Genomic DNA, 24,885 nt, shown 5'->3' with positions numbered 1-24,885 from the left:
GTTTTTAGGAGGTGTTCCTTATGAACGGTCGTTCGTTTACTTTCGCTATATTTGTGCTTATTATCGGATTAGCAATATTCGGCCTTGTTTCATCTGTCATTACAGACCCAATGGGAGTGTTAAGAAATATTGGTATCATGTTGGCTGTCGTTGGTATCTTTTATTTACTCTACAAAATGTTTACAAACTCTAGTGGTTCTGCAAATTCGCAAAGCTCTTATAAGCGTGCTGCAAAACAATCGAACCGCAAACATGGGAAACAAAATGTAGCACCCCTAAGCAATTCTTTCTTTAAATCAAACGCTTCTAATGACAAAGGGAAAAAAAGCACTCCTTCCACTTTGAAGCGCAAAAGAAAACAATCTCATTTAACTGTCATTGAAGGTAAAAAAACAAAAAAGAAAGACCGTGCTTCCTTTTAGGAAATACGGTCTTTTTTTATACTTTGAAGCACTTCTTTCAAACTTTTATCTTTCATACTTTCAATTCGAAGGTGATGATTTTCAAAGGGTAAGTTCCGTGTCACATCATTAGGTACAACGACACACTTTAATCCTGCTGCAATCGCTGCTTTCAATCCGTTTAACGAGTCTTCAAATACAACCGCTTCAGATGGATCAACCCCTAAATCTTTTATCGCAATTTGATAAAGTGCTGGATCTGGTTTTACCTTTTCAACATCTTCTCTCGTTTTAATGACTTCAAAATAATCTCGAATTTGTAGCTCTTCCAAAAAAGGAATAACCCATTCTCTAGATGAACTAGAGGCTAATGCGATTTTCAATCCCATTTCTTTCGCTTCCTCTAAATATTCTTTTACACCGTCACGAGCTTCTGTTATTTTCATTTTCTCTTTATGTAAAGTTTTCACTTTTTCTTTTAATACATGCTTGTTAAACTTCTCTTTTAATTGCTCATTTAAATATGCATATAGTACATCATCTGTCGTTCCAATACATTTTGCAAATTCCTCTAAAGGTAACTCCCCGCCATACTCATGAACGGCTTCTCTGAAAGAGTGAAACCATATTGTTTCTGTGTCCACAATTAATCCATCAAAATCAAAAATAATTGCTTTCATAATTCTCCCATCCTTTTCGATTGAAATAAAAAAGGAAACGACATACGTTCCCCTTAATTACTTTTCTCTTCATTTGCTTTTTGAACACCACGAAGGGTTTCCACTCGAATCTCATCTTGTTCAAAGTATTGCACTAAATCACCAATGCGGTCAATTGCTTCCCAGCTTAAATGATGTTCAATTCCTTCTACATCATTGTAAATTTTACTTTCATCCAAACCGATAATACGCATAAATTGCTCTAGCAAGTCATGACGGTATACGAGACGTTCTCCAATTTTTTTACCTTTTGATGTTAATACAAGCCCTCTATATTTTTCATAAATTAGATATTCATCTTTGTCTAATTTTTGCACCATTTTTGTTACAGAGGATGGATGTACACTAAGCGCTTCAGCAATATCAGATACGCGGGCATAACCCTTTTCATCAATCAACAAATAAATTTGTTCAATATAATCTTCCATACTAGGGGTAGGCATCGGTTTCCTCCATCCAATTTCATTTTGCTCATTCCGTACGAAGCAATCAATAAAATGATACACCAGAAAGAATAACGTGACAAGTTGAAAACAAGCCTAAATATATAAAACAAAAAAGAATCTGTATCTGTATACAGACTCTTCTTAAGTAAAGTATTGTATTTCTGCATCAGGGAAAAACTCATGTATATAACCTCTTATTGTTTCTTCTAATACTTCCGCATCATCTTTTTTATAAACGTATTTTCCAATTCCGTATCGTCCCCATTTATATTTACGCTTCTCTTCATCCATTTCAAGTTTCGTATTCGGATAACGCTCTTGAATGACCTTTTTTGCCGGTTTTGTAAAGCGATGTTGAATTAATTCAAACGTTAAATTCGGTATCGACAAGTCTTTTAGCGCATTGTACAGTCGCTCAAATAGTTCACGGTATCCTTCTTCCCACCCTTCATGCATATAAAGTGGCGCAACAATAAACCCAAGTGGATAACCCGCGCCTGCCACTTTACGAGCCGCTTCAATTCGTTCTTCAAAGGGTGATGTCCCTGGCTCAAAATTTTTAATCACATACCGTGAATTAATACTAAACCTGAAACGAGTTTTCCCATTATGTTTTGCATCTAACAAATGATCAACGTGCGAATATTTCGTAACGAAACGTAAACGCCCGTATTCACTTTCTCCAATAAACTCTATCGCCCGCTTTAATGCATGTGTTAAATGATCAATCCCAACGATATCTGATGTACAAGCAGCTTCAAATCTTGTTATTTCAGGTGCTCTTTCGTCCATGTATTGCTTTGACTTCTCAAATATTTCATCAAGATTAACATACACACGAACGTAAGGCTTACTCCCAAGTGTCGTTTGCAAATAGCAATAATGGCAATGCCCCATACACCCTGTTGCGAGCGGGATTGCATATTCAGCTGATGGTTTTGACGTATCAAACTTTAATGTCTTCCTCACCCCAACGACAAGCGTTGCCTTTGCATTGCGATACTTTTGCAAATCATTTTCACCTGGCAAATTTCTAATTTGATTATGGGATGTCGTTTCACGAATTTCTAATCCCATCTTCGTAAACTTCTCATACAGCTCTTTTCCAAGTGGATATTCAAGTGCCTTCGGTTCAAAGTAAACGAGTTTTGGCATAAATGGTTTCATACACTTCCCTCCTCTCGTTAGTATGAGAAACGGGGGAAATTTAACACGCATTAAAGTTTTCCACTTCAGTAACTTGCGTTGCAAGTTACTGAATGTTATAATTTGGATATCAGCTACCTTGCAACGCAAGTTACCTGAATAAAAGGTGGTGAAATCATGCACAGCCAAATGTTAAAAGGTGTACTCGAAGGTTGCATCCTATACATCATTTCACAAGAAGAAGTGTACGGATATGAACTGAGTACAAAATTAAACAAACACGGATTTACATTCGTAAGCGAAGGAAGCATATATCCGTTATTGTTACGTATGCAAAAAGAAAAATTAATTGAAGGAACATTAAAAGCCTCCTCACTCGGTCCAAAACGTAAATATTATCACGTAACCGATAAAGGATTAGAACAGCTTGAAGAATTTAAACAAAGCTGGGGGATGGTTTCAACGACCGTAAACAACTTATTACAAGGGGAGTGATAGGGATGAATGCACAAGAAATGATTGAATTGAATAATAAAAAACGTGAGCTTCTAACTTCCGAAAACGAAACTGCTTATGGTGATATGCTAGTATATCTTCGGTTATCTAATGTACCCGAACATCAAGCAGAAGAACTTTTGTTAGAAATATTAGACCACCTCATCGAAGCACAAGCTGAAAATAAAAATGCTTATGACATTTTCGGAAATGATTTACAATCTTACTGCGATGAACTTATATCCGCTTTACCCGCCCAAACAAAATTTGAAAAAACTTCTTTAATTGGTTTTGTTATTAGTTTACTTCTTGCTATACAGTTTGGAATGGATGCCCTTGCTTCTCTTTTCATTTTCCTGTTTGAAAAAGATACCGATATAATAAGTCCACCTTTTAGCATCCCTGGAACTACTTTGTCTATTTCATTAATCGTACTAGGCATACTACTTATTTTATATTTATTAAAGCGTTATTCTTTTAATAAAAAGATAAATTGGAAAAGAAGAATTCTATTCGGACTCGCTTTTGCTACTCCATTTTGTTCAACTATATTCGTAAATATTTATTTTAGAAAACAACCTTATCTCCTTTACCATCTAACCTTTTGGCAAAACGCCTTAATCGCTATCTTATTTTTTGTTTTATATAAATTACTATACAAAAAATCAAATTTTTAACAGCCTTTCAAAAGGCTGTTTTTCTTCTGTCTAATTTTACAAATTGAAAAATTTCATAAAGAAAATAAGAAAAATGCAAAATAATTAAAGTTAATTGTTGACGTGATGCTTTTATTATCGGTATCATAAATCTTCGTGAGCAATTATTTTTCGTTATACGATTTTTTTATTATTACTGAATTTTTGAGAGGAGAAATTAGATGTCAGTTAAGAAGAAAACGCAAGTACGCACCGGCAAAATGGTACGTGAACTAATGTTAGCAGACGAAGATGTAAATGCTTCGCTAATTATGGTATATAGTGAAAACGGTGTAAACGCAGAAATTAAAATCGAGGGCTTAACGCCGAAATGTAACGAAGAATTATTTTTGAGCGGAAACGTGGATTGGAACAAGAGTGTTATTTATAAAATTGTTGATTTCACTGGGAACGCTGAAGTTGGTAAAGTTACATTAACAGCGATGAACAAAAACAATGTTTCTCTAGAAGTTGAACGCGTTATGTGGAGCAAAGAGAATAAAGAAGCTGCTGAGCAAGAAGAAACTGTTGTAGAAGCTACTCCGAAAAAAGAAGTAGTTGTAGAAGCGCCAAAAGCAGTTACACCTGCTCCAAAACCTGTTACGCGAGTAGAAACACCTGCAGCACCTAAACCTACTCCGGTACCAACACCGAAGCCAGTAAGTGTAGAAGCTGCTGTGGAATTATCTACTCCAGCACCTGTGAAAAAAGCAGTACCAACTCCAGTTACAAAGCAAGAGACAGCACCGGTTGCGCCTGCAAAACCGAAGCAATCTGCTTTGACTGAAACAAATACAAAACTACAAGAAAATTATGTGAAACTCGTGAAAAAGACAATTGAAGTTTGTCAAGATTACGAGCTTGGCATCGACATAGATGATTCTATTGAAGGATTAAAACAAGAACTACAAAGCCAAGGTATTAGCGTTACATTTGACAAAGAAATTATGGACGTTGTAAACCGCCTTCGTTCTTTACAAGATAAAGGAATCAAAGTAGAAAAAGTACTTAATTTACTATAAAAAATAAGAGGTGGCAATTGCCACCTCTTATTTTTTATAATTCCATTCTATACTTTCATACTTCTCTTTTGCTAATGTTTGTACTTCATGTAACTGTTCTTCTGTTAATTCATACGGAACAAGCTCTACATCTAATCCTTTTTCAAACCCAACCTCAAACGCTTTAATTAACTGCTCGATTGTAAATGTACGGTCTGTTAATTCATTAATTGCCACCGCTTTAGAAGAGAACATACTCTTCATACGTTCTTTTACACGTTCATTCGGGAATAAAAACAAATCATATAACTCATCTAAATCTATTTCTAACGGAATCGACCCGTGCTGTAAAATCACACCTTTTTGACGTGTTTGCGCACTACCTGCGATTTTTCTTCCTTCTACTACGATTTCATACCAAGATGGTGCATCAAAACATACGCCTGAGCGTGGATTTTTTAAATTTTCACGATCTGCTTCTGTTTTTGGAACTGCATAATACGCTTCTAACCCTAATGCTTTAAAACCGTCTAGTAAACCTTGCGAAATAACACGATACGCTTCTGTAACTGTTTTTGGCATATTTGGATGATCTTCAGACACAATAACACTGTATGTTAATTCTTTATCATGTAGTACACCCCTGCCGCCTGTTTGACGACGAACGAATCCATATTTCTTTTCTTTAACTACATCCATATTAATATCTTTTTCAACACGCTGGAAATACCCGACTGTTAATGTTGGTACTTCCCATTCATAAAAACGAATAGTTGGTGGCATTTTCTTTTCACTTTGCCAATTTAATAAACATTCATCTAACGCCATATTAAATGCCGGTGAACATTGACCAGAGTTAATATAACACCATTTTTCTTTTCCCATCCTGCACCTCATATAACCAATTATTTTTCACATTCTCTAGTCTACCAAATTCGACAAAATTTGTGAAAGAATACGAAATTTCTTCTTATATACAAATGAATCTGTTGCATAAATACATACGGGCATTATAATATTGAAAGTAGGATAAGAAAAAAGGGAGCGATAGAATCGTGTCAACAACTTGGATTATTTTATTAGCCGTAATCGTAGCGTTCATCGGTTACACTGTATGGATGTATTTCTATCAGAAAAAATTAATTAAAACACTTTCAGAAGAAGAGTTTCGCGCTGGCTACCGTAAAGCACAGCTTATCGATATTCGCGAAGCAGACGAATATACTGCAGGGCATATTTTAGGCGCACGTAACATTCCGTTATCACAAATTCGCCTTCGTCATAAAGAACTTCGTAAAGATCAACCAGTTTACTTATACTGCCAAAGCGGATTCCGTACTGGTCGTGCGGCTCAATACTTAAAGAAACAAGGCTACAAAGATTTCTACCAATTACAAGGTGGATTCAAAACGTGGACTGGAAAAATTAAAAAGAAATAATAGTATACAAAAACTAGCTGAATGATTCAGCTAGTTTTTTCATTCCATATTATTCGCAATGTATAATAAATTTTTCTTAATCACATCTTGATCATTTTCTTGTGCATTCCGATACAAGAGCTGATATTCAAGTCCTTTCTCTTTCCATATAAGCGTAGCAAATTCGTCTCCTTGCCCAGAGTCATCCTTATTTTTAAAATAAGCGAATGCTCCATTATTCAATTTCATTTGTTCTTGAAATCGCTTCTCTTCCACGAGATCCGGAAAACTATAAGGAAAGTTCGCAACATTTAACTCAATATACTCATTTCTCCCCGGCTCCCGCTGTTTATATTTAATCATTAAGACAGCGTTCTTTTTTCCAATCGTTCTGACTTCTCCCTTCACATCACTCGTAATGTTATACGGTAAAAACGCCGGAACTTTAAATTTCACTGGAAAATATTTTGGAAGCTCCTTCAGCGAAATAGGATCCGTAACACGATCCATAGTTCCCCCTGTTGTTCCCACAAAGTTTTTTTCTTCTTGCATCGTTTGCTGAAACGAACACGAACTAAGCATGAAACTAGAAAACACGAAACAAATGATTCTTTTTTTCAATTTGTTTCCGCCCTTTCATACCGCTCTCTTAACGAACGAAGCGTTTATATGCTCTTCATATTCGCTTCTCTACCAAACTCCACCTTTGAAAACTTTCCACGTTATTCTCACACATTTTGACAAAACTATTTTGCAAACAAAAAGACCCCTATCATTCTTACGCCCAAATGAAAAGGTTACGCGAATAAAAAGAAGCCTTATTCATACCATAGTTTGTGAAAAGCTTTTCAGGTCAAGATTTTTTCATTCTTATTATTTTCCCTTTATAATAAGGGGAAGAGGTGATACATATGGCCAATATAAAACAAATTGCAAAAACTGCTGGTGTATCCATATCAACTGTTTCCCGCGTCCTTAATAATCACCCTTACGTAAAAGAAGAAAAGCGTAAGCGTGTTCTAGATGCTGTTGAAGAATTGAACTACGCAAAAAATATAAATGCTATTCATTTAATAAAGGGAAAAACATATACGATCGGTGTAATGCTCCCTTTCATTAACCTTCCATACTTCAGTACCATTATTGAAGGAATTGGAAACGAAGCGTTAGCTGCTGGATATCACATTAATTTATGTCAAACAAATTACGATAGCATTGAAGAAATTCGTGTTCTTGAAATGATGAAAATGAAGCAATTCGACGGGATGATTATTTGCTCTCGAACGAGTTCATGGGAACAAATTGAACCTTTCGCAAAATTTGCTCCTATTATTTCATGCGAAAAAATGGACCACCCCCTCATTTCATCTGTCTACGTAGATCATTATGAAGGCTTCCGTCTCGGCACCGCCTATTTACTTAGTAAAGGCCATGAAAAAATCGGGATTTGTTTAGCAAGAAAAACAAGTGTAAATTCTATGGAACGTGAAAAAGCGTTTGCTGATACACTTCGTAACGAAGGGAAAACGTTACATCCCGAATGGATTTTTCATCAGTGCTATACAATGCAGGACGGTGCAAGAATACTCCACCGTATTTTAAACATGAAAAATCGTCCAACCGCTATTTTTACAGCGAACGATCAAGTTGCAGCAGGTTTATTAACAGAGGCTCGAAAGCAAGGTCTTCGAGTACCTGAAGACCTTGCTATCCTCGGATTTGATAATCATGAAATTTCAAAGGCGTTAGAAATTTCCACAATTGAGCATCCCGGTCTCGCAATGGGCTCACATGCTTTTTCTTTATTCCATAAGCAGATCCAGAGCGAGCAAATTGTCGGGAACGCAAAAGAGCTTTCATTCCATCTAATTGAACGAGATACTGTCTAAAAAGAGCGTTACCTATAGCGCTCTTTTTTCAGCTCTTCCCCTATTGACTTTATATTTTCCATCTCATATAATAAACCTAACGAACGGTAGGTAGGGGATGAAAATGACAGCAAACCGCATTAAAGCTGTAGCACTTTCTCATTTCGCACGCTACGGCTATGAAGGAACTTCATTAGCAAATATTGCTCAAGAAGTTGGGATTAAAAAGCCATCGATTTACGCACACTTTAAAGGAAAGGAAGAGCTATATTTTATATGCTTAGAATCCGCTCTTCAAAAAGATTTACAGAGCTTCACTGACGATATCGAAAAATTTTCAAATTCGTCTACTGAAGAATTGCTCTTACAGTTACTAAAGGGCTATGCAAAACGATTTGGTGAAAGTGAAGAATCAATGTTTTGGTTACGAACTTCTTATTTTCCGCCTGATGCATTTCGCCAACAAATTATTAATAAAGCAAATGTGCACATTGAAAACGTCGGAAAACTTTTATTCCCTGTATTTAAAAGAGCAAGCGAACAAGATGAGCTTCATAATATTGAAGTAAAAGATGCCTTAGAGGCTTTTCTATGCTTACTTGACGGTCTCATGGTTGAACTACTATACGCAGGTTTAAATCGTTTTGAGACACGTTTAGACGCTTCTTGGCAAGTATTTTGGCGCGGACTTTCAAACTGACGGATTGCTCCTTTGCAATGCGTCGTTTTTAAGCCCTTTACCTAACGACTGGTAGGAAGGAGAAATGACATATGGCTTGGATTTATGTAATCATAGCTGGTATTATTGAAATCTTTTGGGTGATTGGACTAAAAAAAGCGGAGGCACCACTTGAATGGGCTGGTGTTGCGCTATTAATTACAATTAGTTTCGTCTTATTATTTAGAGCCTATAAAGATTTACCTGTCGGCACTGTATACGCAGTCTTCACAGGAATTGGGGCTGGCGGAATCGTTCTGACAGAGATTTTCGTCTTTGGAGAACCTTTCTCTATTGTAAAAGTATTATTAATTGGTTTAATCTTCTTCGGAGTAATTGGTTTAAAACGAGTAACAGAAGAAAAAGAAGCGAAGGAGGCCGCATAAAATGGCTTGGGTATTTTTAATTCTAGCTGGTATTTGTGAAATTATTGGTGTACTCTTTATGAAAGTAGCCACTGAAAAGAAAGGCTGGGCACCAAAAGTTATTTTAATCGCTAACTTCGCAGTAAGTTTCTTCTTCTTATCCCTTGCGATGGACACATTACCGATGGGAACTGCTTACGCGATTTGGACTGGAATCGGAACTGCCGGTAGTGCACTTCTAGGCATTCTAATTTTCCGCGAATCAGCGGATTGGCGTCGCCTTGCCTTCTTAAGTTGCATTCTATGCGGCGCTGTTGGCTTAAAACTATTAAGCTAACGTGAGGTGAATGTCATGTGGAAAGAAAAAGGAAAACAAATGCTAGCATGGATGACACTCGGGATCGTCATTCTACTGCAAATCAGTTTTCATATAATAGAATGGTTGTTTCATAGAGTCGTATCCATCCTTACATTTCTTCCTAACATGACACTTGAAATTATATCTATTGTTTGGTCAGTTATTGCCTCCATTGCAATCGTCATTATATGGAGTATCGCCAAATTGTGGAATAAGTTATTTAAAAAGGACAGTACTTCTGAAAAAGAGTAACTGTCCTTTTTTATATTCATTCAGACTTTCTATAGAAGTTTGATGCGATAAGACAAAGAAGACCAACTATGACAACACTTATACAGACCCCTTTATGTAAATTAGGAAATGGTGATGGTATATCTGAATAAAAATTTGATAATATGAGACCGATTGAAAATAAAAATACCCCTATTCTATAGAACCATTTTCTTTTATTCATCATTCTCCCCCCTAAAATTTTTCATACACTTCTTTCTTTTGGACATACTACCTAAAAAAGGAGTGAATTCTATGCAAAATTCTATACATAAGCAGATCCTATTTTTATTTTTCCTCTTTCTCACTCTCGTTATCGTTTTCAGCTTTATATTACATACTCCAAAAGATGTTGTACCAAATAACCTCTCTGTTTATAAACTCTTACTTTCATATTGTCGTTATTGAAGAAGGTGCCTTTTATAAGGCACCTTTTAAAATTCTCTCTTCTCATACAATTTCACTGAAACGAAGACAGATACTATGAACATGCATATTGAACTAACGAATAACACACTGTTATATAGTTGAATTTGTTCTAGGTTGATTTGAAACAAAGTTTCTAAAATAACAATCGGCGCCATGAATATTACTATTGTAATAAGAATAGTTTTTTTATATCCTAACCAAAACGCTATTGGTAAAACAAAGCTTAAATATACTAAAATGAAGCTAATACTAGTAACCATTGTTGTTTCAATAAATTCAAATACATTAGTTCCATTACTCATTCCCATCGTGAAACAACCGATTGATACACTTATGAAAAGAATAATAATCGATACAACATATTTTGCAAATACAATTTCTTTTTTCAATATCGGTAAACTATTTACTATTATTTCACTCTCATTTTTACCATCGGCTTCAAACGTTTTTACCGTCGCCATAACTGTAAAAATAACCGACATAATTACGAATACATTTCCCGTATCTTTTAAGGCCATATAAAAGAGAATAGGATATAGTATGTACCACATTAAAAATTTCCACTGAATAATAAAATCTTTTAAAATTAGTTGTTTCAAAACTATTCCCCTCTCCCTTACAAATCACGCTCACTATACAAATTAATTGAGAGTAACATAGACATGATATATAAAAGAAGTAGTCCCACTATAAAACAAACATTTACGACTAGACTCGTGCTCCAAACATTCTCTACATCTAACCATACACTACTTACAATTACTCCACTTAATCCACCAACTATAACTCCCATAAAATAAGCAGCCTGTTTCGAACTGCTATATTCTACCGAAAATTCAATTGGAAGTACGATTATGCTATAAACCAATCCTCCCGTTATTCCGCCAAGAATCGCTCCCCACAGCATAAATCCAGTTATATTTTCATTTTGCAACTGAATTAAACCAACTAAAAGTGAGAAAACGACACCTAAAACAACTAAAATACTTACAAATATGTATTTTGCTATGACAATTTCTTTACGATCAAACGGTAAACTATTTAATATCTTTTCGCTCTTATTTCTAGCCTCATAACTCGTCGACCATATTGTTCCAAGGATAGGTATAATTATACTAAGCTTCAACAGAAAAGTGTCGCTACCGAAATCAACAATTGCTAGGAAAAGCAAGCATATAAAACCAACAACCCCTACCTTTCTTTGCAACATCATATCTTTTAAAACTAGTTGCTTGATCATTTGTTACACCTCCCTAAACTTATCCCTTAACATTACTTATGACTTTTTATATACAACAAGTCATAAGCGTTAAAGCTCTCTCTTTTTAAAACTCACAATAGCTACGATCATTGAGGCTAAATAACTTACACACGCGCCTATACTTAAAATACTTATAACTAATAGCACATCTGAAGTTCGAAAAAACATTAACATAAGCCTTTCATCCATAAATATATTGCACATAAATCCTAGTAAACCTATCATCGGAAAAAGCATAACTAATCCCAGCATAGTAACCGTTCGCTTATCCTCACTATATTTTATTGGGAGAATCATAACAGCATACAGACTAGAAAAGAAAATAGCTATAAATGCTGCATACCAAGGAATATTTATATTTTCTTTTAATACAAATACAGGTAGTACAAAGAAAACGAATGTAATGATTAAGCTGAATGCCATAAAAAATAGTGTAGATATGTATTTCGCAATGACAATATCTTTTCTAGTAAACGGTAGACTTACTAATATTTTTTCTGTACTATTTTTCTCTTCATTTGATAAAGAGATTGAAATCATCAAAAGACATATAGCAAAACAAACATACGCCATTTGAAATGGTTCTATAGAATTTTGGAATGCTCCGTATATTGGTAAGATCAAATAGATAAGAAACGTTTTTCTTTGTAAGAAAAACTCCTTCAAAATCAATTGCTGCATGGTAATTCCCCTCTCTATAAATCACGCGCTCCATAAATTTTAATTGTAAGAAACATAGAAGCAATATAGAAACTAGCTAATATAATTCCTCCAATTATAAATACACCAATATGCACTGGATTCATAATCCACTCAATGAATGAAGGTGTTGTTTCATCCAATCCATCTCCTAAGAATATCCAAGCAATTCCTCCAACTACCATTGATGCTCCTGACACTATACTTCGTGCTATCTTTGACCTTGTAACATAATAACTGGGAAAGAATGTTACAACAAAAAATACGGCGTAAACAGCTCCATTTATTACTTCATACCATGGAATTTCTATGTATAGATTCGGATGATATGCACCGATATCACCAATAACCACAATGCCTCTTACAAGAAAAACAACTAACATCGTAGAGAGTATCCCACCAACAATAAATATTGCACAGGAAATATATCTAGCAATTATGATATCCTTTCGGCTTACCGGTAAACTATTTATAATAATGTCACTGTTATTCCTTTCATCCATAAAGGTTAACGTCATAACGGAAGAAAGGGTTATAAATAGACAACTCATCGAAAATAACAATTCACCACTTGGATCTAACATAAATAATACAAGAGGCATAATTAGATTCACTAACCACGTTACCCGAAAAAAGAACAAATCTTTATATACGAGCTGACGCATAGGCACCTCTTCCTTTCGCAGTGTAAACAATGATATCGTCTAATGTAGGCTTTTCTAGTACAACTTCATTTCCAAACCAATCGATAATTGCTTGTTTATCCTTCGCTAAACCTTCGAAACCGAACTTATTTTTTCGCAATCCAACAAATAGCTCTTTTCCTTCTCGGTCTAATAAATCATTACTTCCTTTTACGATTACGTAGTTCTCCATTAATTCATCTTTCTCACCAGTAAATATAATTTCTCCATCGTTGATAAACGTAATATAATCAGCGATACGCTCTAAGTCTGTTGTAATGTGCGTTGAGAATAATACAGATACTTCATCTTCCATTACAATCTCTTGCAGTATATCAATCAACTCACTTCGAACAACTGGATCTAATCCTGCTGTCGGTTCGTCCATGATGATAAACTCCGCGTGATGTGAAAGTGCGATAGCAATCGCAAATTTCATTTTCATCCCTTTTGATAATTCTTTAATTTTTTTATACTTCGGAACTTGCAGTCTATGCATATACGATTGATACTGCTCTTCGTCCCACTTTTTATATAACGGTGCAATAATACGTTTCATTTGTTCACACGTTAAATCTTCGTAGTAATGATTTTCATCATATACAAAACCGATATTTTGTTTTATTTCCTTTTCAGCTTTCTTATTGTCCTTGCCAAAAATTTTTATATCACCGCTATCTTTTCTAATTAAATTCATAATCATTTTGATCGTCGTACTTTTCCCTGCTCCATTCGGACCGACAAATCCCATAATATATCCGCGTGGTAACGTAAAACTTATATTTTTCACTGCAAAATCTTCATAACTTTTACAAACGTTTTTTAGCTCTAACACCCTTTATTCCCCCTCATATAAACACGCAATCATCTGCTGTAAATCTTCAAGTGAAAGCTGCAACGCTTTACTTTCATTTACAATCTCTTCCGCTTTACTTTCTAATAGACGAAGCCTTTGTTCTTTTAGTAGTTCATTATTTTTACGTGAAACATAAGTCCCCTTCCCAGCAACAGTTTCTATATATCCTTCTTTTTCAAGCTCCTCATACGCACGCTTCGTTGTAATTACACTAATTTGTAATTCCTTTGCTAAGCTACGAATAGACGGTAATTGGTCTCCACCCTTTAAACCACCATTTAAAATAAGCTGGCTTAATTGTTTTCTTATTTGTACATAAATAGGGTCTTGGGAAGAATTCGAAATAATAATATTCATGTTTTCCTCCAGTGTGTGTATATACTGTATATACCTTATATATACAGTATATACACACTATCCTATTTTTGGCAAGAAAAAAAGACCAACATTTTCCTGTTGGTCTTTCGTATATGTATCACTTTTCAAAGCGATCTAACATCTCATCTCTCATTCCGAAACTCACTACCGCAATTCCTACATACATAAACAGAAGGAACGCCGGATGAACTGTGTTGTACCAAGTGCTATCAACAATTAAATAAATCGTTAATGCGACAACAAGAACAAACGCTAAGATAAACATATAAAAGTGTCTTGTACTACCCATGATAAACTCCTCTCTTCTCACTTCACCATTCAACAGTATATTTTATCGAATAATTCGATATGACTCAAGGTTAACTTTCTGTTATGTAATCAAGTTCCACCTTTACAATGTCCTCACATGCTATTGAAATGATCGTTCCTTGCTTATCAATTGCCGTCACTTCTCTATTATCCATCACGCGATGTGCTACTCTTTCTAGTACTTTTCCTTGATCTCGATAACAAAATTCTTTTACATCTTTAATCGTTTTTCCGTTTTCTAAATGGTATATCATTCTATAACACCGATATCCCACATTTTCACCCCCAGCTTGCTCGTTTTTTCACATATACATAAAAATGAGTCATTCCTATCTCATTACATCTTCTTAATTTCAATAAAATTCTAACAAAAATAAATACTTTTATCAAACCGACTTTTTCAACAAAATCACCTATGAAACTGCTTCTTTACGCCATTATGAAACAAAAAATATAAATTTTTAACATTTTCTTCACTAATTCTGCACAGATTCTCCATACAAAAAAAGAACCCGCATATAGCGAGTTCTTCCTTCGTTATTCTAATCAAACTTGTACAGGAGCTGGCTTTTCATAACGTAAAACTGGTTTACGTGCAGCCATCGTTTCGTCTAAACGTTTAATGACTGTTGTATGAGGTGCTTCTTGTACAACTTCTGGATTTTCTTCTACTTCTTTAGCAATTTGAATCATCTTATCAATGAAACCGTCTAATGTTTCTTTTGATTCTGTTTCTGTCGGCTCAATCATAATACATTCTTCCACATTTAATGGGAAGTAAATTGTTGGTGGGTGATAACCGAAATCAAGCAGACGTTTTGCAATATCTAATGTACGGACACCCAGTTTCTTTTGACGACGACCTGATAATACAAACTCATGCTTACAATGTCTATCGAATGGAAGATCATAGAATGGTGCTAATCTTCTCATCATATAGTTCGCATTTAATACCGCATACTCCGTTACTGCACGTAGTCCATCTGGACCCATAGAACGAATGTATGTGTATGCACGAACGTTAATTCCGAAGTTACCATAGAATGGTTTTACGCGCCCAATTGCTTCTGGACGATCATAGTTAAAGCGATAGCCATTTTCCGTTTTCTCTAAAATTGGTTTTGGTAAGTACGGAATTAAATCAGCTTTCACACCTACTGGACCAGAACCTGGGCCACCGCCGCCGTGAGGACCTGTAAATGTTTTATGAAGGTTTAAATGTACAACGTCAAATCCCATATCTCCTGGGCGCGCTTGGCTTAATACCGCATTTAAGTTTGCACCATCATAGTATAATTTACCGCCTGCATTATGGACGATTTCTGCCATTTCTAATATATTTTCTTCGAATAAACCTAATGTATTAGGGTTTGTTAACATAAGTGCTGCTGTTTCTTCGTTTACAACACGTTTTAAATCTTCTAAGTCAACAAGACCATTTTCATTTGATTTTACTGTAATTGTTTCAAAACCAGCTACAGTTGCAGATGCTGGATTCGTTCCGTGAGCAGAGTCAGGAACAATTACTTTCGTTCGGTTAAAGTCGCCATTCGCTTCATGGTACGCACGAATTAACATTAAGCCTGTCCATTCTCCGTGTGCACCAGCTGCTGGTTGTAATGTAACAGTATCCATACCTGTAATTTCAATTAAATGCTCTTGTAAGTCGTACATTAATTCCATTGCACCTTGTACTGTCTTTTCGTCTTGTAACGGATGAATATTTGCAAATCCTGCGAAACGAGCTACATTCTCATTAATTTTCGGATTATATTTCATCGTACAAGATCCAAGTGGATAGAATCCAGAATCAACACCGTGGTTACGGTTTGAAAGTGCTGTATAGTGGCGCATAATATCAAGTTCAGATACTTCTGGTAGCTCTGCATCTTCTACTCGAATATAATCGCTCTCAAACACATCTTCTAGTTTCACTTCTTCTACATCTAATTTTGGTAGGCTATATCCTATGCGTCCTTCTTTACTCACTTCAAAGATAAGTGCTTGGTCTTGGTTCTTCATTGGATAGCCCCCATTTCGTTTACAAGTGTGTCAATTTCCTCTTTTGTACGAAGCTCAGTTACTGCTACAAGCATATGGTTCTCATGCTCTTTATAATCACGGCCTAGGTCGTAACCGCCGATAATATTCTTTTGTAATAATACATCGTTTACTTCTTTCACTGGACGCTTGCAATCTACAACGAACTCATTGAAGAATGGTCCAGCGAATGTAACTGTGAAGCCTTTCGCTTCAAATTGACGTTTTGCATATTGTGCTTTAGAAATGTTTTGACGTGCCATTTCTTTCACACCTTGTTTACCAAGTGCCGTCATTGCAACAGAAGCTGCTAATGCATTTAACGCTTGGTTTGAGCAAATGTTAGACGTCGCTTTATCACGGCGAATATGCTGTTCACGTGCTTGTAACGTTAATACGAATCCACGTTTACCATCTGAATCTACAGTTTGTCCGACAAGACGTCCTGGAATTTTACGCATAAATGCTTTCGTTGTTGCAAAATAACCACAGTGTGGTCCACCAAACTGCGTTGGGATACCAAATGGTTGTGCATCACCGATTACAATATCAGCACCAAATTTTCCTGGTGGTGTTAATGCGCCTAATGATAACGGATTTGAAGAAACGATAAATAATGATTTTTGTTGATGAACGATTTTTTCAATATCAGCTAATTTTTCAACTTGTCCAAAGAAGTTTGGATATTGAACGATTACACAAGCAACTGTATCATCTACTTCACTTTGTAATACGTCTAAATCTGTTACACCATCTTTATGATTAATTTCAACAACTTCAAGATGTTGACCTTTTGCATACGTTTCAAGTACTGCTCTTGATTCTGGATGAACCGCACTAGATACAAGAATTTTCTTTTTACGAGTATGGCCAGCTGCTAGCATTGCCGCTTCAGCTAAAGCTGTACCTCCATCGTACATAGAAGAGTTTGCTACATCCATTCCTGTTAATTCACAAATCATTGTTTGGAATTCAAAGATTGCTTGTAATTCCCCTTGTGAAATTTCTGGTTGGTATGGCGTGTAAGCTGTATAAAATTCTGAGCGAGAGATAACGTGATCTACAATTACTGGAGCGTAATGATCGTATACGCCTGCTCCTAAGAAAGAAGCGTATTCTTTTAAATTAGCATTTTTACTAGCCATTTGAGTTAACTCTTTTAACAGCTCTGGCTCTGATTTTGCTTCTTTAATTTTTAAATCCCCTTTAAAACGAACACTCTCTGGAATATCAGAGAATAACTCATCGATCGTTTGAACGCCGATCGTTTGTAACATTTCTTTTTTGTCTTCTTCTGTCATTGGAAGATAACGATGCAACATGAAATCTACCCCTCTCCCCGTTACTTTGAACGTTTATAAAATGGTGTTGGAACAACTACTGCTTTGACGCGTTTATTACGAATTTCAATTTCTACTTCTGTATCAACTGCTGCGTATTTTACATCAATTAGTGCTAAACCAATGCTTTTCTTTAACGTTGGAGATTGTGTACCACTCGTTACTTCCCCGATTTTTTCTTCTCCAATAAATACAGGGTAATGCGTACGAGGAATTCCACGTTCGATTACTTCGATGCCGACTAACTTACGAGGCGCACCGTTTTCTTTTTGCTCTTTTAAAGTCGCTTTTCCAAAGAAGTCTGCTTCTTTATTTGGCTTTACCGCAAAGCCAATTCCAGCTTCAATCGGTGTAATATCTTTTGATAATTCTTGACCGTAAAGTGGTAATGTCGCTTCGAAGCGAAGTGTATCACGAGCACCTAAACCACATGCTTTTAAGCCTTCTTCTGCTCCAACTTCAAGAAGTTTCTCCCAAAGTTTTGCAGCATCTTCACTCTTACAGTAAATTTCAAATCCATCTTCACCTGTGTAACCTGTACGAGATACAAGTGCTGGAATTCCATCTACAAGAATATCGTTTTTAAATTTAAAGAACTTAATTTCTTTCAAATCTTCTGACACAACTTTTTGTAAAATGCCTTCTGCTTTTGGTCCTTGAATTGCAAGCTGTGCAACTTCACTAGAAACATTGACTACTTTTGCATCGCCAATTACATGGCTAGCTAACCATTCGTAATCTTTCTCGATATTTGATGCGTTGATTACTAATAAATAGTCTTCTTCACCACGTTTGTAGATTAATAAATCATCTACTGTACCACCATTTTCGTAGCACATAGCTGTATATTGTGCGCCTCCTACCTTTAAGGTAGAAACGTCATTTGTAACAACTCGTTGTAAAAATGCTAAACTATCTACACCTTTTACCTCAACTTCTCCCATATGAGACACATCGAACAAACCTGCCGCTGTACGTACAGCTTCATGTTCTTCTTTAATGCTTGAAAATTGAACTGGTAACTCCCAACCACCGAAGTCGATTGTTTTCCCACCATACTTCGCGTATACATCAAATAACGGTGTACGTTGTAATGTAATCATGCTCTCTCCCCCTTATGCTCTGACAAATCAATAAAAGTTGTTTCCCTTATCTAAACATTTTCACTCTGAAAAGATAGGATATACGGAATCTCATTATATTTTTTTATGAAAGCGTAAATAAAAAATCACTTTCTTGGATAAAATACGAAAGATTCCACACATTTCACACCATTATCCTAACATCATTCGCTATATTTCATCAATATTCTAGCATAAAAAATAATTTAGAATTTTTTATTCTTAATCTTATTAAATACAACTTTCAAAATTTAGCCCTTTATCTTTACCTATTCTTTAACTTTTAGTATGTGTAATAGTGCCTTATTACAAGGTTTATATAATAAAGATTTTTTAATAATTACTTTAGTTTATAAAAGGTGGGAGAGTCGTAATGAATGTCGATATTTCCGTAGATCGAACGTGGCAAAATAATTTTTTAAATAGAATTGATGAAGATGGCCCTTGGACAAACTGGGATTTATATCATTTAGCTTATAAAACAGAAAAATCATTACTTGTTCCTACTTTCGATGGATTACAAGCACCGAAACATTTATCTCATTTCACACCACTTCCTCATCAATTAGAAGTCGCTCAAAATGTCATTGAACAAATGAATGGTAAGGCAATACTAGCAGATGAAGTGGGACTTGGGAAAACAATTGAAGCTGGGCTTATTTTAAAAGAATATATGGTCCGCGGTCTTGTGAAAAAGGTGCTTATACTCGTTCCTGCCTCTCTCGTATCACAATGGGCATACGAACTAAATACAAAGTTTTTCATTCCCGCTGTAGCCCAGAAGAAAAGCTACTCGTGGGAACAAGCCGATGTGATTGTATCCTCAATTGATACTGCAAAACGTTCACCGCATCGCGATATCGTTTTGAACTTAGAATATGACCTTATTATTATCGATGAAGCACATAAACTCAAAAATAATAAAACAAAAAACTATGAATTTGCACAGCGTTTAAAAAAGAAATTTTGTTTATTATTAACCGCTACTCCTGTTCAAAATAAGATCGATGAAATTTTCAACCTTGTATCTTTATTAAAGCCAGGACATTTAGGCAATCAATCCAACTTTGAAGAATATTACGCTTCAAAAAATCGTTCTGCCGAATCGGATGAAGATTTAAAAGCTCTTATTAATAAAGTGATGGTTCGAAATCGACGGCATAATACCGGAATTGATTGGCCAAAGAGACATGTACGTACAATTTTTGTTGAGTTTAATGAAGAAGAACAAGCTTTGTATAATGGTATTGAAAATTGGCGAGGGCAAGACGCCTTCACATCTGCTTTCTCATCATTAACTTTAAAACGAGAAGCGTGTAGTAGTCGCGAGGCTGTGTACTATTCATTAAAAAAACATGTGGAAAAAAGGCAGAAAGAAAATGAGCATTACATAAAAGACCCACATATTGATGTGCTAATGGACAAAATTAATCATATTCCTTTCAATTCAAAAGCGACTAAAGCTCTTGAGCTTATAAAAGAAATTGACGATAAAGTCGTCATCTTTACAGAATATCGAGCGTCACAAATGTACTTACAATGGTTTTTACAACAACATGGTATTTCTTCCGTTCCATTCCGCGGCGGGTTTAAACGCGGGAAGAAAGATTGGATGAAAGAACTTTTCCAAAAACACGCACAAGTATTAATTGCAACTGAAGCTGGTGGTGAAGGGATTAACTTACAGTTTTGTAGCCATATGATCAATTATGATTTGCCATGGAATCCAATGCGTCTTGAACAAAGAATCGGACGTATTCACCGTCTTGGTCAAAAGAATGATGTTCATATTTATAACTTAGCTACAAAACACACTGTGGAAGAACATATTTTGAAACTGTTATATGAAAAAATCAATTTATTTGAGCGTGTTATCGGTGAACTTGATGAAATTTTAACGAGAATTAATATGAAAAACATAGACGCGCACATTCAAGAAATATTTGCGCAATCAAAAAGCGAAGGAGAAATCCGAATTAAGATGGAAAACTTAACATCCATTATCGACTTTGCAAAACGAAATGAAGCTGAGGTGCAAGGCTATGCAGCAACATGAAATTCATAATTACTTATACAATTTTTTTGAGGCGAATAACTGTGAAATTTTAGAACGTTCTCCTCATTTATTAGATGTGCAGTTAACTATTGAGATGGATAAATTATTAATGAATCGCCCTTTTTATTGGCACTATCTTGAGAAAACAGGAGGCGTACCGAATCCGATGCGCCTTACTCTTGTTACGAATCCAGAAGATGAAGAAAACGATGGTGAACTGATTCACTACGGTTCCCCACGCCTTCATCAAATTTTTCAAACGACAAAAGAATTAGGCTCTTACATACGTTTATATGAGGAAGTACGGCATAGCGGAGCAACACATACACCGCTCCATCCGTGGCTCGGTGTAAATATTAAAGTTTCCTATCAATGTGATCGAAAAAAGGACATCCTCCACTCGATTGGTATTCATCTCATTTCTGGCACAATGATTGCAAACTTTCATGAAACATTAACTAAAATTAAACTTACACCGAAAATACCTGATTTTTGTTTTACCCTCTCGCCTATTATTAAACCGCAAAGTGGTTTACAACGTATAGAGGACGCTTTAAAAAATATTATTGCAGAAGATGACCATACGTGGGCGAAAGAAGCAAGAGTGCGCTGGAATCACGATTTAGACCTTTTAAATCGTTTTTATGAAGAAAGTGATGAACTTCCCGAAAGCTATGAAATTGAAAAACAAGCACTGCAAGAACAATATGAACCACGCATTACAGTGCAAATTATTAACGGTGGACTCTTTTATGTTACCGCGAATCATTTTCTATCTTAAAAAGCTCCTTCTATTTTAGAAGGAGCTTTCTTTGAGTTATCCTCTATCGCCATTACGCCCTTGTTGTTTTTGCTTTGCCATGCGTTTTTGATACGCACGATCCTTTGCACTCACATGATTTGCATCAGTTGGAAGATTTTCTTTCGAACGACCAATTCCATTGCTCATCTTTTCACCCCTTTTTATATCTTTCAAAATACCCCCTTATTTTCAGCTAGAGATACAATCCTTATACAAAAAAAATAAGAGCAGCCATTGGCTACTCTTACTCACTCACGTATTTTTGAAACATATCATGGATGCCTTTATTTACTAGGTTCGAGATCTGCTCGTCAGATTTATTCGGATAACGATCACGTAATCTGATAGATGCCTTCACCATTAAATTTTCTAATACAGAACGGCCACCTTCTCCATAAATAATTTCAGCATATTTAACAAGCCTTCCATCCTCTACTGTTGCTGGATTATGATTGAAGAAAAATTTACTCATTGTCTCCACCTCTCTCTTTTGATAACGTTTACATTTATATAGATTATTTATGTTATTTATTTCACAATATTGTATGCATGTATATTTAATTAGTTTCATTATAAAGCAACATATCGATAGTAAATATGTGATTTTCCGTCCATTTTGTGAACAAAATAAAAAAATGAAAGCGTTTCCTTTATTATATACTAAAAAAACTTACTACGCTAGGGGCAATTTTTTCAATCTACTACTCCCTCAAAAATTGATATATTTTTTCTTTTCCCATTAAACCTTATACAATTTTCAGAAATTATATTATAAAATATATGTATGACTTAAGGAGGATTTGTATGAATCAAAATAAAAAAGCTATATTAGATCTTGTCTTTTATCTCGTAATCCCATTCCTCATTTGGAAATTTGCAAAACCTTATATCGATCCTTATTACGCAATGTTACTTTCCTCTGTTCCGGGGATTATTTATACACTGTATACCTTTAAAAAAGAAAAACAGTTTAACGTAACAGGATTCTTTATTTTAATTACACTCATTTCTAATACAACGGTAGATCTATTATCTGGATCAGCTGAACGAATGTTATGGAACGATGCTTATTATCACATCGTGCTCGGTATTATCGTTATCTGTACAATCTTTATAAAGAAACCACTTATGTTATATTTCGCAGCAGATATTGCCGCACTACAAGGCCATGACCGTGATAAAAGTCGTGAACTGTATCGTGATAGTCGTATCTATCCAGCACTGCAATATTTAACGCTCTTTTTCGGGCTACAATTCATATTAAAAAGCTTCTTAAAAATTTATTTCATCTCTGTTTTCGGTGTAGATGGCTATGGTGAAATGAGAGCGATTATGACCGCTGTTGGATGGGGCATTTCTATTTGTATCGGAATTGGATTTGTTTGGGTAAATAATAAAATACATGCCGTTACAGAAGAAAAAGAATCCGTGCAGTAAATGAAAATCCCCTAGTAGCATCATACTACTAGGGGATTTTTATTTTGCTACACATATTACGAAATCGTTAACTTGATTTTTTCCTTTTATCTTTTACGTTTCGATAAAACAAAGCAGCACTTAGTGGCATAACACCAAACCACTTATTCATAAATGGCTCTTTTTCAGCACGGCGTTGTTCTTTCTTTTGTTTACGATCTTCTTTTGGAGCATCCATATACGACACAAACTGCTGCGTCACAAAGCGAACATAATCATTAGTAGACATATTATCATCACCTCTACTTGATTAGTATGTCCACTTTTTTATTCATTAATCTTTTCTTTTAATTCATTCATAATTTGCTTTACAGACTTATTCGTCGTATCAATATGAATATGAGCCTCTTCATAATAAGCTCGGCGCGATTCAAATTTTGCCACAAATGCCTCTATGTCTTTCTTTTGAAATAGTGGACGCGTCGTATCTTCACGAAGCCTCTCTGCAATTACATGTGGATCACAATATAAATACACAACTGTTCCATTTTCCTTCATCCACTTTCGATTTTCCGCCCGTTCAATAATTCCTCCACCAGTTGTAATAATTACATTATGAACCGGTAGTGAACGTAGCATTTCACTTTCATATTCCCGAAAAGCCATTTCACCTTCTTCGGCAAAAATATTACGAATTGCCTTCTCTTGCTTCTCTTCAATTTTTTGGTCTGTATCGACAACATCCATATGAAGTTCTTTACTTAACGTTTTTCCAATTGTTGTTTTCCCTGCTCCCATATAACCGGTTATGTATATAGATTTCATATTCTTTCCTCTCAATCATTCGTTATTATTTGTTATTATAACGAATGATTCCATTATTTAATAAAAAAACGTTTTGTTCTTCTTATACAATGAAGAACAAAACGTTTCATACACGCTTTTACTTATAAGCGCCTCTTCTCACCCACTGCGTTGCAATCCATTTCTCACCTTTCGTTACAGGTGCCCCTCCATGTAACGTAAGCTCATTTAGTGATTGGTCTTGATAAAAATACTCAAAGTATACTGCCATTCCCTTTCTAGGGTTCACAGAAAGATTTAATTTTGGAAAGAACGTTTCTCCGCCTTCTTCTACATCATTTAAGTACATGACAAGCGTACTAATACGATTATTAGCAGCTGATCTACTATGTTCCGCAAAATAATCATAATGCGCTTTATATTGTTGATCCACTTCATAATTTAAAATGTGTAGTCCTTCTCCATGCGACGCAGGAACATTCATGATAGATGAAATTCGTTTTTCAATCTTCGCAGTAAGTTCATTATCGTCTAAAAACGCACCCTTACTCGTTCGAATATCATTTACATCACGTGATGAACCAACTTTAGAACGTGCTAACTTACTTTTAGACAATTCGATCAATTCATCACATTCTTCATCGCTTAATACATTTCCTAACACGACAATAAGAGGTTCTTCGAATTTTGAAATAATGTGTATTTCCCTATCTTCCGTCATAATTGCATTTCCTTTATGATCAAAAATAGTTTGTTCCTTATTTTCACCTATTTGATTGTTGTTTGTCATT

Annotated in this window: 35 protein-coding genes and 1 pseudogene; 14 read left to right on the top strand and 22 right to left on the bottom strand. The window is 35.3% G+C overall.

The genetic code is table 11. From position 1 onward, the window contains the following. Positions 1-20: 20 nt before the first annotated feature. Entirely contained in the window at positions 21-422 is a 402-nt protein-coding gene (locus VF726_RS09575) for an SA1362 family protein (RefSeq protein ID WP_078420398.1), read from the top strand. Here the strand turns inward: VF726_RS09575 and VF726_RS09570 are convergent. The 3 genes from VF726_RS09570 to splB all read right to left on the bottom strand — a co-directional run bounded on the left by VF726_RS09570 (position 419) and on the right by splB (position 2,733). Beyond that, positions 419-1,081, bottom strand: a complete 663-nt coding sequence (locus VF726_RS09570) for an HAD family hydrolase (protein WP_440167641.1) — start codon at positions 1,079-1,081, stop codon at positions 419-421. The two genes, VF726_RS09575 and VF726_RS09570, sit on opposite strands and share 4 nt — an antisense overlap. A 53-nt stretch (positions 1,082-1,134) precedes the next feature. Beyond that, positions 1,135-1,563: a transcriptional regulator MntR gene (gene mntR, locus VF726_RS09565; protein WP_001143070.1), complete on the bottom strand. Its 429-nt coding sequence runs from the start codon at positions 1,561-1,563 to the stop codon at positions 1,135-1,137. A gap of 144 nt (positions 1,564-1,707) precedes the next feature. Then, the gene (gene splB / locus VF726_RS09560; protein ID WP_440167639.1) at positions 1,708-2,733 is read right to left on the bottom strand and encodes a spore photoproduct lyase; all 1,026 of its coding nucleotides are present in this window, start codon (positions 2,731-2,733) and stop codon (positions 1,708-1,710) included. Positions 2,734-2,889: 156 nt separating this feature from the next. On the opposite strand from splB, the gene VF726_RS09555 reads away from it, so the two are divergent. The 3 genes from VF726_RS09555 to VF726_RS09545 all read left to right on the top strand — a co-directional run bounded on the left by VF726_RS09555 (position 2,890) and on the right by VF726_RS09545 (position 4,924). Next, entirely contained in the window at positions 2,890-3,207 is a 318-nt protein-coding gene (locus VF726_RS09555) for a PadR family transcriptional regulator (RefSeq protein WP_000556083.1), read from the top strand. Between the two features lie 5 nt (positions 3,208-3,212). After that, on the top strand, positions 3,213-3,884 hold the full coding sequence (locus VF726_RS09550) for a hypothetical protein (RefSeq protein ID WP_440167637.1): 672 nt from the start codon (positions 3,213-3,215) through the stop codon (positions 3,882-3,884). Positions 3,885-4,084: 200 nt separating this feature from the next. Next, positions 4,085-4,924 (top strand): hypothetical protein, encoded by an 840-nt coding sequence (locus VF726_RS09545; protein WP_440167634.1) that lies wholly within the window; start codon positions 4,085-4,087, stop codon positions 4,922-4,924. A 27-nt stretch (positions 4,925-4,951) separates the two neighbouring features. On the opposite strand, the gene VF726_RS09540 is transcribed toward VF726_RS09545, so the two are convergent. Beyond that, positions 4,952-5,788 carry a lipoate--protein ligase family protein gene (locus VF726_RS09540; protein WP_440167632.1) on the bottom strand — a complete coding sequence of 279 codons (837 nt, stop codon included), beginning with the start codon at positions 5,786-5,788 and terminating at the stop codon, positions 4,952-4,954. Between the two features lie 170 nt (positions 5,789-5,958). Here VF726_RS09540 and VF726_RS09535 point away from each other — a divergent pair, with 170 nt between their 5' ends. Beyond that, a complete protein-coding gene (locus VF726_RS09535; RefSeq protein WP_048531103.1) occupies positions 5,959-6,342 on the top strand; it encodes a rhodanese-like domain-containing protein in 384 nt (127 codons plus the stop codon). A gap of 39 nt (positions 6,343-6,381) precedes the next feature. Here VF726_RS09535 and VF726_RS09530 read toward each other — a convergent pair whose 3' ends face one another. Beyond that, complete coding sequence (locus VF726_RS09530; RefSeq protein WP_440168291.1) at positions 6,382-6,918, bottom strand: DNA polymerase III subunit delta; 537 nt, start codon at positions 6,916-6,918, stop codon at positions 6,382-6,384. A 314-nt stretch (positions 6,919-7,232) separates the two neighbouring features. Here VF726_RS09530 and VF726_RS09525 point away from each other — a divergent pair, with 314 nt between their 5' ends. The 5 genes from VF726_RS09525 (at position 7,233) to VF726_RS09505 (ending at position 9,882) form a co-directional block, all read left to right on the top strand. After that, entirely contained in the window at positions 7,233-8,210 is a 978-nt protein-coding gene (locus tag VF726_RS09525) for a LacI family DNA-binding transcriptional regulator (protein WP_053563663.1), read from the top strand. Positions 8,211-8,307: 97 nt separating this feature from the next. Next, positions 8,308-8,889, top strand: a complete 582-nt coding sequence (locus VF726_RS09520; RefSeq protein ID WP_053563662.1) for a TetR/AcrR family transcriptional regulator — start codon at positions 8,308-8,310, stop codon at positions 8,887-8,889. Between the two features lie 71 nt (positions 8,890-8,960). Continuing rightward, entirely contained in the window at positions 8,961-9,293 is a 333-nt protein-coding gene (locus tag VF726_RS09515; protein ID WP_000312344.1) for a DMT family transporter, read from the top strand. 1 nt (position 9,294) lies between these two features. Next, complete coding sequence (locus VF726_RS09510; RefSeq protein WP_016080306.1) at positions 9,295-9,609, top strand: DMT family transporter; 315 nt, start codon at positions 9,295-9,297, stop codon at positions 9,607-9,609. Positions 9,610-9,624: 15 nt separating this feature from the next. Next, positions 9,625-9,882, top strand: a complete 258-nt coding sequence (locus tag VF726_RS09505; protein ID WP_053563661.1) for a DUF3975 family protein — start codon at positions 9,625-9,627, stop codon at positions 9,880-9,882. Between the two features lie 16 nt (positions 9,883-9,898). Here the strand turns inward: VF726_RS09505 and VF726_RS09500 are convergent, their stop codons facing one another. The 12 genes from VF726_RS09500 to gcvT all read right to left on the bottom strand — a co-directional run bounded on the left by VF726_RS09500 (position 9,899) and on the right by gcvT (position 18,998). Beyond that, complete coding sequence (locus VF726_RS09500; RefSeq protein ID WP_197234422.1) at positions 9,899-10,084, bottom strand: hypothetical protein; 186 nt, start codon at positions 10,082-10,084, stop codon at positions 9,899-9,901. Between the two features lie 250 nt (positions 10,085-10,334). After that, positions 10,335-10,928, bottom strand: a complete 594-nt coding sequence (locus tag VF726_RS09495) for an ABC-2 transporter permease (protein ID WP_440167628.1) — start codon at positions 10,926-10,928, stop codon at positions 10,335-10,337. A 17-nt stretch (positions 10,929-10,945) separates the two neighbouring features. Continuing rightward, complete coding sequence (locus VF726_RS09490; protein WP_053563658.1) at positions 10,946-11,569, bottom strand: ABC-2 transporter permease; 624 nt, start codon at positions 11,567-11,569, stop codon at positions 10,946-10,948. Between the two features lie 69 nt (positions 11,570-11,638). Continuing rightward, positions 11,639-12,271: an ABC-2 transporter permease gene (locus VF726_RS09485; RefSeq protein WP_440167626.1), complete on the bottom strand. Its 633-nt coding sequence runs from the start codon at positions 12,269-12,271 to the stop codon at positions 11,639-11,641. 14 nt (positions 12,272-12,285) lie between these two features. Further along, positions 12,286-12,954: an ABC-2 transporter permease gene (locus VF726_RS09480; RefSeq protein WP_440167624.1), complete on the bottom strand. Its 669-nt coding sequence runs from the start codon at positions 12,952-12,954 to the stop codon at positions 12,286-12,288. Then, entirely contained in the window at positions 12,935-13,807 is an 873-nt protein-coding gene (locus VF726_RS09475) for an ABC transporter ATP-binding protein (RefSeq protein WP_440167621.1), read from the bottom strand. Before VF726_RS09475 ends, VF726_RS09480 begins: the two co-directional genes overlap by 20 nt. Positions 13,808-13,810: 3 nt before the next feature. Further along, a complete protein-coding gene (locus VF726_RS09470) occupies positions 13,811-14,185 on the bottom strand; it encodes a GntR family transcriptional regulator (RefSeq protein WP_001021351.1) in 375 nt (124 codons plus the stop codon). Between the two features lie 118 nt (positions 14,186-14,303). After that, on the bottom strand, positions 14,304-14,495 hold the full coding sequence (locus VF726_RS09465) for a hypothetical protein (protein WP_000535935.1): 192 nt from the start codon (positions 14,493-14,495) through the stop codon (positions 14,304-14,306). 70 nt (positions 14,496-14,565) lie between these two features. Next, complete coding sequence (locus VF726_RS09460) at positions 14,566-14,769, bottom strand: DUF3929 family protein (RefSeq protein WP_000639160.1); 204 nt, start codon at positions 14,767-14,769, stop codon at positions 14,566-14,568. Between the two features lie 292 nt (positions 14,770-15,061). Further along, positions 15,062-16,537, bottom strand: coding sequence for an aminomethyl-transferring glycine dehydrogenase subunit 2 (gene gcvPB / locus VF726_RS09455; protein WP_061677399.1), 1,476 nt, complete (start codon positions 16,535-16,537; stop codon positions 15,062-15,064). Next, positions 16,534-17,877, bottom strand: a complete 1,344-nt coding sequence (gene gcvPA, locus VF726_RS09450; protein WP_144612634.1) for an aminomethyl-transferring glycine dehydrogenase subunit 1 — start codon at positions 17,875-17,877, stop codon at positions 16,534-16,536. Before gcvPA ends, gcvPB begins: the two co-directional genes overlap by 4 nt. 20 nt (positions 17,878-17,897) lie before the next feature. Further along, the gene (gcvT, locus tag VF726_RS09445; RefSeq protein ID WP_087956936.1) at positions 17,898-18,998 is read right to left on the bottom strand and encodes a glycine cleavage system aminomethyltransferase GcvT; all 1,101 of its coding nucleotides are present in this window, start codon (positions 18,996-18,998) and stop codon (positions 17,898-17,900) included. A 391-nt stretch (positions 18,999-19,389) separates the two neighbouring features. On the opposite strand from gcvT, the gene VF726_RS09440 reads away from it, so the two are divergent. Together VF726_RS09440 and VF726_RS09435 are read left to right on the top strand one after the other, a co-directional pair. Further along, positions 19,390-21,072, top strand: coding sequence for a DEAD/DEAH box helicase (locus VF726_RS09440; protein WP_440167617.1), 1,683 nt, complete (start codon positions 19,390-19,392; stop codon positions 21,070-21,072). Further along, positions 21,059-21,853 (top strand): YqhG family protein, encoded by a 795-nt coding sequence (locus VF726_RS09435; RefSeq protein ID WP_440167615.1) that lies wholly within the window; start codon positions 21,059-21,061, stop codon positions 21,851-21,853. Before VF726_RS09440 ends, VF726_RS09435 begins: the two co-directional genes overlap by 14 nt. Positions 21,854-21,889: 36 nt before the next feature. Here the strand turns inward: VF726_RS09435 and VF726_RS09430 are convergent, their stop codons facing one another. Then, positions 21,890-22,021 (bottom strand): hypothetical protein, encoded by a 132-nt coding sequence (locus tag VF726_RS09430; protein ID WP_440167613.1) that lies wholly within the window; start codon positions 22,019-22,021, stop codon positions 21,890-21,892. A 97-nt stretch (positions 22,022-22,118) separates the two neighbouring features. Then, complete coding sequence (locus VF726_RS09425) at positions 22,119-22,346, bottom strand: hypothetical protein (protein ID WP_000032702.1); 228 nt, start codon at positions 22,344-22,346, stop codon at positions 22,119-22,121. A gap of 73 nt (positions 22,347-22,419) precedes the next feature. Between VF726_RS09425 and VF726_RS09420 the strand changes: the two are divergent. Next, positions 22,420-22,538: pseudogene (locus VF726_RS09420) on the top strand (GTP pyrophosphokinase). Between the two features lie 140 nt (positions 22,539-22,678). Beyond that, positions 22,679-23,311 carry a VC0807 family protein gene (locus tag VF726_RS09415; protein WP_001073110.1) on the top strand — a complete coding sequence of 211 codons (633 nt, stop codon included), beginning with the start codon at positions 22,679-22,681 and terminating at the stop codon, positions 23,309-23,311. A 67-nt stretch (positions 23,312-23,378) separates the two neighbouring features. On the opposite strand, the gene VF726_RS09410 is transcribed toward VF726_RS09415, so the two are convergent. The 3 genes from VF726_RS09410 to VF726_RS09400 all read right to left on the bottom strand — a co-directional run bounded on the left by VF726_RS09410 (position 23,379) and on the right by VF726_RS09400 (position 24,884). Further along, on the bottom strand, positions 23,379-23,579 hold the full coding sequence (locus tag VF726_RS09410) for a YqzE family protein (protein ID WP_000106080.1): 201 nt from the start codon (positions 23,577-23,579) through the stop codon (positions 23,379-23,381). 38 nt (positions 23,580-23,617) lie between these two features. Next, complete coding sequence (locus VF726_RS09405) at positions 23,618-24,115, bottom strand: shikimate kinase (protein WP_440167608.1); 498 nt, start codon at positions 24,113-24,115, stop codon at positions 23,618-23,620. Positions 24,116-24,233: 118 nt separating this feature from the next. Continuing rightward, entirely contained in the window at positions 24,234-24,884 is a 651-nt protein-coding gene (locus VF726_RS09400) for a 2OG-Fe(II) oxygenase (protein WP_097843945.1), read from the bottom strand. Between the last annotated feature and the right edge of the window lies 1 nt (position 24,885).

The organism is Bacillus sp. Brlt_9, from assembly GCF_051948935.1.
In the GTDB taxonomy this organism is placed as follows: Bacteria; Bacillota; Bacilli; order Bacillales; family Bacillaceae_G; genus Bacillus_A.
The sequence above is the reverse complement of the archived record's forward strand: the minus strand, read 5'-3'. Positions and strand labels throughout refer to the sequence as shown.

Excerpts from the sequence above, each read along its gene's own strand:
- VF726_RS09415 (WP_001073110.1), top strand. The coding sequence starts at position 22,679 with ATGAATCAAAATAAAAAAGCTATATTAGATCTTGTCTTTTATCTCGTA.
- VF726_RS09470 (WP_001021351.1), bottom strand. The coding sequence starts at position 14,185 with ATGAATATTATTATTTCGAATTCTTCCCAAGACCCTATTTATGTACAA.
- VF726_RS09570 (WP_440167641.1), bottom strand. The coding sequence starts at position 1,081 with ATGAAAGCAATTATTTTTGATTTTGATGGATTAATTGTGGACACAGAA.
- VF726_RS09425 (WP_000032702.1), bottom strand. The coding sequence starts at position 22,346 with ATGAGTAAATTTTTCTTCAATCATAATCCAGCAACAGTAGAGGATGGA.
- VF726_RS09540 (WP_440167632.1), bottom strand. The coding sequence starts at position 5,788 with ATGGGAAAAGAAAAATGGTGTTATATTAACTCTGGTCAATGTTCACCG.
- VF726_RS09510 (WP_016080306.1), top strand. The coding sequence starts at position 9,295 with ATGGCTTGGGTATTTTTAATTCTAGCTGGTATTTGTGAAATTATTGGT.
- VF726_RS09435 (WP_440167615.1), top strand. The coding sequence starts at position 21,059 with ATGCAGCAACATGAAATTCATAATTACTTATACAATTTTTTTGAGGCG.
- VF726_RS09410 (WP_000106080.1), bottom strand. The coding sequence starts at position 23,579 with ATGTCTACTAATGATTATGTTCGCTTTGTGACGCAGCAGTTTGTGTCG.
- gcvPA (WP_144612634.1), bottom strand. The coding sequence starts at position 17,877 with ATGTTGCATCGTTATCTTCCAATGACAGAAGAAGACAAAAAAGAAATG.
- gcvPB (WP_061677399.1), bottom strand. The coding sequence starts at position 16,537 with ATGAAGAACCAAGACCAAGCACTTATCTTTGAAGTGAGTAAAGAAGGA.
- VF726_RS09545 (WP_440167634.1), top strand. The coding sequence starts at position 4,085 with ATGTCAGTTAAGAAGAAAACGCAAGTACGCACCGGCAAAATGGTACGT.
- VF726_RS09480 (WP_440167624.1), bottom strand. The coding sequence starts at position 12,954 with ATGCGTCAGCTCGTATATAAAGATTTGTTCTTTTTTCGGGTAACGTGG.
- VF726_RS09505 (WP_053563661.1), top strand. The coding sequence starts at position 9,625 with ATGTGGAAAGAAAAAGGAAAACAAATGCTAGCATGGATGACACTCGGG.
- VF726_RS09490 (WP_053563658.1), bottom strand. The coding sequence starts at position 11,569 with ATGATCAAGCAACTAGTTTTAAAAGATATGATGTTGCAAAGAAAGGTA.
- VF726_RS09515 (WP_000312344.1), top strand. The coding sequence starts at position 8,961 with ATGGCTTGGATTTATGTAATCATAGCTGGTATTATTGAAATCTTTTGG.
- VF726_RS09525 (WP_053563663.1), top strand. The coding sequence starts at position 7,233 with ATGGCCAATATAAAACAAATTGCAAAAACTGCTGGTGTATCCATATCA.
- VF726_RS09520 (WP_053563662.1), top strand. The coding sequence starts at position 8,308 with ATGAAAATGACAGCAAACCGCATTAAAGCTGTAGCACTTTCTCATTTC.
- VF726_RS09485 (WP_440167626.1), bottom strand. The coding sequence starts at position 12,271 with ATGCAGCAATTGATTTTGAAGGAGTTTTTCTTACAAAGAAAAACGTTT.
- splB (WP_440167639.1), bottom strand. The coding sequence starts at position 2,733 with ATGAAACCATTTATGCCAAAACTCGTTTACTTTGAACCGAAGGCACTT.
- VF726_RS09400 (WP_097843945.1), bottom strand. The coding sequence starts at position 24,884 with ATGACAAACAACAATCAAATAGGTGAAAATAAGGAACAAACTATTTTT.
- VF726_RS09465 (WP_000535935.1), bottom strand. The coding sequence starts at position 14,495 with ATGGGTAGTACAAGACACTTTTATATGTTTATCTTAGCGTTTGTTCTT.
- VF726_RS09440 (WP_440167617.1), top strand. The coding sequence starts at position 19,390 with ATGAATGTCGATATTTCCGTAGATCGAACGTGGCAAAATAATTTTTTA.
- VF726_RS09575 (WP_078420398.1), top strand. The coding sequence starts at position 21 with ATGAACGGTCGTTCGTTTACTTTCGCTATATTTGTGCTTATTATCGGA.
- mntR (WP_001143070.1), bottom strand. The coding sequence starts at position 1,563 with ATGCCTACCCCTAGTATGGAAGATTATATTGAACAAATTTATTTGTTG.
- VF726_RS09500 (WP_197234422.1), bottom strand. The coding sequence starts at position 10,084 with ATGAATAAAAGAAAATGGTTCTATAGAATAGGGGTATTTTTATTTTCA.
- VF726_RS09430 (WP_440167613.1), bottom strand. The coding sequence starts at position 22,021 with ATGAGCAATGGAATTGGTCGTTCGAAAGAAAATCTTCCAACTGATGCA.
- VF726_RS09405 (WP_440167608.1), bottom strand. The coding sequence starts at position 24,115 with ATGAAATCTATATACATAACCGGTTATATGGGAGCAGGGAAAACAACA.
- gcvT (WP_087956936.1), bottom strand. The coding sequence starts at position 18,998 with ATGATTACATTACAACGTACACCGTTATTTGATGTATACGCGAAGTAT.
- VF726_RS09555 (WP_000556083.1), top strand. The coding sequence starts at position 2,890 with ATGCACAGCCAAATGTTAAAAGGTGTACTCGAAGGTTGCATCCTATAC.
- VF726_RS09460 (WP_000639160.1), bottom strand. The coding sequence starts at position 14,769 with ATGATATACCATTTAGAAAACGGAAAAACGATTAAAGATGTAAAAGAA.
- VF726_RS09550 (WP_440167637.1), top strand. The coding sequence starts at position 3,213 with ATGAATGCACAAGAAATGATTGAATTGAATAATAAAAAACGTGAGCTT.